Source organism: Clostridium sp. HBUAS56010 (assembly GCF_007115105.1).
Taxonomy (GTDB): domain Bacteria; phylum Bacillota; class Clostridia; order Lachnospirales; family Lachnospiraceae; genus Lacrimispora.
In genome coordinates this window covers 33302-39843 of sequence record NZ_SULJ01000015.1, presented here as the reverse complement: position 1 = coordinate 39843, position 6542 = coordinate 33302, and the positions used below count along the sequence as shown (strand labels likewise).

The following is a 6542-nucleotide window of genomic DNA, read 5'->3' as shown; positions in this document are numbered from 1 at the left end:
CATTCTTCGCTGGGATACCTGACTCCGGTGAAGTATAGAATAAATACCCTAAAAAAAACTGTCTAAAAAACTGTTGACAATCCATATTTTAATATTCCCTGTTATATTCCTGATATAAAATTCAGATAGTCTTTTACACTTTTCTCTATTTCCTCTGTTGTTGACGCATATTCTTCACCAGGGATTTTTTCCGCTCCGTAAAATACAAAAAATGGACGATAATCAGAATGGCAATAGAATTGAAACAAGACCTTAAAAGGAGCTAATATTTGTTCAAGCGTATAATAATATTTTCCGTCAGGTTGATAATCTTCTTTTTGAATCCCAGCGGACACTGCCAGTGAAATTTTTCTCCCCTTTAACTTATCGCCCCTCTCTCTGCCATAAGCCCAGCCATGAACAAGTACATCATCTAACCATTTTTTTAGTAATGGTGGACTGGAAAAATTAAATAGAGGAAATTGAAAGATTAAATTGTCATGAGATTCAACTAATTCTTGTTCTTTTTTTATATCTATGTTTCCATGTGGATATTCCTTATACAATTCATGGATTGTAAATTTGTCTGGATATTTGCTTAATTCCTCAATCCAGCGTTTATTGATCATTGAATGTTCGATATCTGGGTGTGTTACTATAATCAAAGTCTTCATACAAGAGTACCTCCTTTTCATAACACCAGTATAAGCAAGAAAATTTATTGTAACAAGTATGCACATTTTTGTGGGGTACTTACCTAAAAGTTCTAAATGAAGTTAAGAAAAGGTTTTTTATATTCATTAAAAAATATTGTTTTTGTTTACTTAACCAATCCGTAACTTTTCACATTCCTCTATGTATTTATATTGTTTTTGAATAAATATCGTTCAAATCATCGTTCCCTATTTTCATATATTGCCACCCCTCATTATTTTCTTACATATCGTTTCGTAGCTTATAAAAACCTTTAATATTTTGTTTTATTCTTTATTAATTCGAATATGCCTAACCAAAAACACCCAACTCCATAACAACCAATATCCTTTATATCAAATACCGAACCAATCAGTATTCGCAGAAATGTATTATTTTCTAATCCAAGTATGTGTACTAATCTAAAATATTGAAGAATTTCTATCCCTGCCGCAAATATAAATAAATATAGAGGTAATAATTTGTATCTACGAGGTATAAATATTCTTACAAAGCAATACAACACAATTACAACAAGAATATCACCTACATATGGTCGCACAAAATTATCATGTACATATAACGCAATCAGTACTTCCAGAAATAATAGTAGAAAAAATGCAATTGCATACTTAATTCTTAATTGATCTTTTTTTGATATTTGTAAAATCATATTTCTCCTTAATCATTTTGATAATCTAATCAAATCTATGGCTTCTTCGTTCGTATTGTTGCTTCCATCTTCCAGCGCACTTACAGCCTTTGCGGCTTCTACATATGTGAAAGAGAGATCTTGAAACGAATTTCTCATATCCCTTAAGCAATCATCACACATAGCAATTTCTATTCATACAACCTCCCCTAACTTTGTCAGATAGGCCTCTAATACATATGGAAAATTATACCATATTTTTTTAACGTTATCTGGTCTTATTTATAATGAGTTTTATTTTTACTTTTTTATAATAATGTTGCTTGATTGATACAACAGAAATGTAATATACTAAAGGAGATATTTTTTATAATATCCTTCCCCCCCCTATTAATATTAGTTATCCTGTATTGTTTAAGGGGTCTGTAAAGTAAACTTCTCCCTGTACATTCTTAAGAAAGGGAGTAATTTACAGGACCCTTGCTTTCGCATCTTTTATTTGAAATATATGTCTGGCTATCCAAAATTGCCCCAGGAACTGGGTCTTACTCGGAATGCACGGAAAACAGGTTAGGTCTTGGTTGGAACCGTCAATCCAAAAAAAAAGGAATCTTCTCAGACTCCTTCTTTTCTATATATTCATACCAATATTATTTATCCAAATGGATTCTCTGTCTTATAAAGCATTCCCTTTGGCTGATTAAATCCAATTTCTTCTACTCCAAGGAATTTAAACACTTCAAAAATGGCTTTTCCATAGTGACCAAATGCTACTGCTCCATGGTGAGGGAAGTTCTTTTCAATGAGAACATGGCGATAGAATCTTCCCATCTCCGGTATTGCAAATACACCAATGGAACCAAAGGAACGGGTTGCTACGGGAAGCACTTCCCCCTGGGCAACATAGGCACCGAGAATATTATCTGCGGTGCTCTGTAAGCGGTAGAAGGTAATGTCTCCAGGTGCAATATCTCCCTCTAAAGTGCCCTGAGTTACCTCTTCCGGAAGGTTTCTTGCCATGATCATCTGATATTTCATAGAGCAGGCAGACAGCTTCTTTGAGCAGGTATTTCCACAATGGAATCCCATAAAAGTGTCCTGATGGGTATAATTGTGTTTGCCCTTAATATCCTCTTCAAACATATCAGCAGGTACTGTGTTGTTAATATCAAGAAGTGTTACGGCATCAAGGCTCACGCAGGTACCGATGAATTCACTAAGTGCTCCATAGATATCCACTTCACAGGATACTGGAATTCCCATACCTGTCAAACGGCTGTTTACATAGCAAGGAACAAAACCGAACTGGGTCTGGAATGCAGGCCAGCACTTTCCGGCAATTGCCACATACTTGCGGTAACCGCGGTGCTCCTCCACCCAGTCTAACAGAGTTAACTCATACTGGGCAAGTTTCGGAAGAACCTCAGGTTTCTGATTGCCTTCTCCCAGTTCATTTTCCATGTCTTTTACAACATCAGGAATTCTTGGATCATCTGCATGTTTGTTAAATGCTTCAAATAAATCCAGCTCTGAATTCTCTTCAATCTCAACTCCCAGGTTATAAAGCTGCTTAATGGGAGCATTGCATGCTAAGAAGTTTAATGGGCGTGGACCAAAACTGATAATCTTAAGACTTGAAAGTCCCACCAAAGATCTGGCAATTGGAAGGAACTCTTCAATCATGTCCGCACATTCTGCAGCAGTTCCTACCGGATATTCCGGTATGTATGCTTTGATGTTTCTCAGTTTTAAATTGTAGCTGGCATTTAACATACCGCAGTAAGCATCTCCACGTCCCTGAATCAGATCATCTCCGCTCTCTTCTGATGCAGCGATGAACATGGAAGGACCATCAAAGTGTTTTGCCAATAAAGTCTCTGAAATCTCAGGACCAAAATTACCAAGATATACCACAAGGGCATTACAGCCAGCCGCTTTTACATCCTCAAGGGCCTGAACCATATGGATCTCACTCTCTACAATACAGATGGGACATTCGTAGATGTTCTTCTCGTCGTATTTTGCTTTGTAAGCTTCAATCAAAGCCTTTCTTCTGTTTACAGACAGTTCCTCTGGGAAACAGTCTCTGCTGACCGCTACAATTCCTACTTTTAACTCTGGGATATTATTCATTGTGTGACTCCTCCTGTTATAATATAAGCATTCCGTCAACGGGTATGCCTGTTGTTTTTTAGTTATTTTTATATGGAGACATTCTCTCCTGTAATTCCAATATAAGCATCTTTGGAAAGGCCGCCCTCTTCATGACCAATAAGCCACTTATTTCTTGCAAATAAGAGACGGTCCTCTTTGCAAACCGGTTCTCCAGAAGGTTCCAGATCCAGATTGGTTCCCTTCGGCAGAATTACCACACAGCGGAAACCGCCTTCCACAACATGGCATGGTGCATAATGAAGGGTTGTGGCATATACTTCAATAACCGTACCTGCCGGTACAAGAAATGCTTCCATTAATCCGGAATCATAAGTGTAATCTGAAGTAATATCCTGCTGCCTTCCAACAATTAGAACCAGATCCGTTACCGCAATATTGATCTCGGAATCTCTGTGATATTCCACAGCATTTAATTTCTTATTATGTCCATTGCAATAACCAACCTGAACAGGCATCTGCCCATACAGTCTCTTTGCCACTTCTTTTGAAATATCCAGTTGTTCCAGTTCCTGTACAGACGCAACGTAAGTTACATCGTCAGGAAGAGGAGTACTTTCCATGGCTTTTAATATCTCCCCTGTTTCATAACCTGTCACGATTCTCCCGTAAACGGAAAAAGCCGGATCAGTCACAGGTTTCACTGCTAACCCCATAATCTTCACCTCTCTTTTTTTATTCTCCGAATACAGCCAGATAATCTTTTTTGAATTTCTCAATTCCCTGATCTGTAAGAGGATGTTTTGTCATCTGCTCCAGCACTTTGTAAGGAACCGTAGCAATATCTGCTCCCGCCTTTGCACAATCAATCACATGGATCGGGTTTCTCACACTTGCAGCGATAATCTCTGTCTCAATTCCGTGAATCTGGAAAATCTCCATAATATCATTGATTAAATCAATTCCAGGCATGGAGATATCATCTAAACGGCCGAGGAAAGGAGATACATAGGAAGCGCCTGCTCTTGCTGCAAGAAGAGCCTGTGCTGCGGAAAATACCAGGGTCACATTGGTCTTAATGCCTTCTGAATTTAAGACCTTTACCGCTTTTAATCCCTCTGTGGTCATCGGAATCTTAACGACCATGTTGGGATGGATTGCTGCGATTTCACGTCCTTCTGCAATCATGTCTTTCGCATCTGTTGTAGTGGCTTTTACCTCTCCGCTGATAGGACCATCCACGATAGAGGCAATCTCACCAATAACCTGAACAAAATCTCTTCCTTCTTTGGCGATTAAAGATGGGTTTGTTGTAACTCCGCATATAATTCCCATCTCGTTAGCCATCTTAATCTCTTCTACATTCGCTGTGTCAATAAAAAAACGCATATTCTTATCCTCCTGTTATTTCATTTCATGATTTATTATAAAGCTGCCAGTTGTTTAAAGCTGTCTTTTAAATCTCTATATAACTTCTTATATAGAGAATGATACTTCCTGTAAAGCTCTGCCTGCTGGGATTGTGGTCCTGTAACCTTATCTTCTGATATCATAGTATCACAGGCTGCTTCCACACTGTCATAAATGCCGCAGCCAACTCCCGCAAGAATTGCCACTCCAAGAGCCGGTCCTTCTGTCTGTTCAATGGTCTTTACCTGGCAGTCATACATATCTGCAAGCATCTGTCTCCATACAGGACTTTTACCGCCCCCGCCGCATGCCATCATCTCGTCAACCTCAATGCCCATCTCTTTTAGAATGTCATTGCAGTCACTCAGGGAATAAGAAACCCCTTCCATTACGGCACGAAGCATGTGAGCCTTTGTATGAATGGCAGAAAGTCCCAAGAACACACCTCTGCAGTCCGGGTCCAGATGAGGGGTCCGCTCTCCCATAAGGTAAGGCAGATAGAGTAACTTGTCACTTCCAGGAGCGATCTCCTTCACATCCCGGTTAATCAGATCATATACGTCGACTCCCTGCTTTTGTGCCTCTTCGATGTAATCCTGGCAGAAATTATCTTTAAACCACTTGAGAGACAATCCGGCTCCCTGGGTCACTCCCATCACATGCCATGCACCTGGAACCGCACAGCAGCAGGTATGGACTCTTCCTTCCGGATCTATGGTAACCTGGCTGCTGTGGGCAAATACAACACCAGAAGTTCCTATGGTTGTAAATGCGGTTCCATCCCGCACAACTCCCGTTCCTACGGCTGCCGCTGCATTATCACCGGCACCACCAGCCACCTTTGTCGCTTCTGAAAGCCCTGTCCTTTCTGCAACCTCGGGAAGAAGAGTTCCGGTAATCTCACAGGATTCATATACCTTCCCCAACAGTTCCCGGTCAATATCCAGTTTCTCTAAAACCTTCTCAGACCAGCATCTGTTTGTCACATCCAGAAGCTGCATTCCGCTGGCATCCGATACTTCCGTTGCGTAATCTCCAGTGAGAATCAGACGGATATAATCTTTTGGCAGAAGAATATGGCGGCACCGGTTGTAAAGTTCCGGCTCATTTTTCTTAACCCATAAAATCTTAGCTGCTGTCCAGCCGGTAAGCGGTGGATTGGCCGTGACTGCAATCCAGTCTTCTCTTGGCATAATCTTTAACATATCTTCGACTTCCGCACCAGTTCTCTGGTCACACCAGATAATTGAGGGGCGGAGTACTTCATTGGCCTCATCTAACATAACAAGACCGTGCATCTGACCTGAAATACCGATTCCTTTTATATCTTCCTTTAACACCCCTGACTCTTTCACAACCTGGGAAAGCGTATGCAGCACGGCATCTCTCCAGTCCTCAGGTTTCTGTTCTGCCCAGCCGTTCTTTGGCTGATAAAGGGGATACTCTTGTGATGCAGAAGCAACTGCCCTTCCGCTTTCTTCAAACAGAACTGTCTTTGTGGCTGATGTTCCTACATCAATCCCGATCAGATAATTCATCCTGTTACCTCCTCCTAAATACTCTTGATCTGATTATAATATAATTGGAGAAAAAAAGCGTGCTTTTATTTGTCCAAGTAATAGCACTTTCTTGCACTTTTCTTGTTTTTTGAAAGCAGAAGCTTTAATTACGAAAACAACGAAAGGATTTATGTACC

The 6542-nt window shown here is 40.1% G+C and carries 6 protein-coding genes; all 6 read right to left on the bottom strand.

Features of this window, described 5'->3' with window-relative positions:
• Window positions 1-101 precede the first annotated feature (101 nt).
• Window positions 102-653, bottom strand: a complete 552-nt coding sequence (locus tag FAY33_RS17480) for an NAD(P)H-dependent oxidoreductase (protein WP_143322524.1) — start codon at window positions 651-653, stop codon at window positions 102-104.
• A 293-nt stretch (window positions 654-946) separates the two neighbouring features.
• Window positions 947-1345: a DUF2809 domain-containing protein gene (locus FAY33_RS17475; protein ID WP_143322523.1), complete on the bottom strand. Its 399-nt coding sequence runs from the start codon at window positions 1343-1345 to the stop codon at window positions 947-949.
• Between the two features lie 633 nt (window positions 1346-1978).
• Window positions 1979-3457 carry an L-fucose/L-arabinose isomerase family protein gene (locus FAY33_RS17470; protein WP_143322522.1) on the bottom strand — a complete coding sequence of 493 codons (1479 nt, stop codon included), beginning with the start codon at window positions 3455-3457 and terminating at the stop codon, window positions 1979-1981.
• 68 nt (window positions 3458-3525) lie between these two features.
• Complete coding sequence (locus FAY33_RS17465; RefSeq protein WP_143322521.1) at window positions 3526-4152, bottom strand: DUF4867 family protein; 627 nt, start codon at window positions 4150-4152, stop codon at window positions 3526-3528.
• A 19-nt stretch (window positions 4153-4171) separates the two neighbouring features.
• The gene (fsa, locus tag FAY33_RS17460) at window positions 4172-4825 is read right to left on the bottom strand and encodes a fructose-6-phosphate aldolase (protein ID WP_143322520.1); all 654 of its coding nucleotides are present in this window, start codon (window positions 4823-4825) and stop codon (window positions 4172-4174) included.
• Between the two features lie 35 nt (window positions 4826-4860).
• Window positions 4861-6384 carry a xylulokinase gene (gene xylB / locus FAY33_RS17455; RefSeq protein WP_143322519.1) on the bottom strand — a complete coding sequence of 508 codons (1524 nt, stop codon included), beginning with the start codon at window positions 6382-6384 and terminating at the stop codon, window positions 4861-4863.
• Window positions 6385-6542: the final 158 nt, after the last annotated feature.

What these genes read in the sequence shown, in the direction of transcription:
- FAY33_RS17480 (WP_143322524.1), bottom strand. Translation starts at nt 653, where the DNA reads ATGAAGACTTTGATTATAGTAACACACCCAGATATCGAACATTCAATG.
- FAY33_RS17475 (WP_143322523.1), bottom strand. Translation starts at nt 1,345, where the DNA reads ATGATTTTACAAATATCAAAAAAAGATCAATTAAGAATTAAGTATGCA.
- FAY33_RS17470 (WP_143322522.1), bottom strand. Translation starts at nt 3,457, where the DNA reads ATGAATAATATCCCAGAGTTAAAAGTAGGAATTGTAGCGGTCAGCAGA.
- FAY33_RS17465 (WP_143322521.1), bottom strand. Translation starts at nt 4,152, where the DNA reads ATGGGGTTAGCAGTGAAACCTGTGACTGATCCGGCTTTTTCCGTTTAC.
- fsa (WP_143322520.1), bottom strand. Translation starts at nt 4,825, where the DNA reads ATGCGTTTTTTTATTGACACAGCGAATGTAGAAGAGATTAAGATGGCT.
- xylB (WP_143322519.1), bottom strand. Translation starts at nt 6,384, where the DNA reads ATGAATTATCTGATCGGGATTGATGTAGGAACATCAGCCACAAAGACA.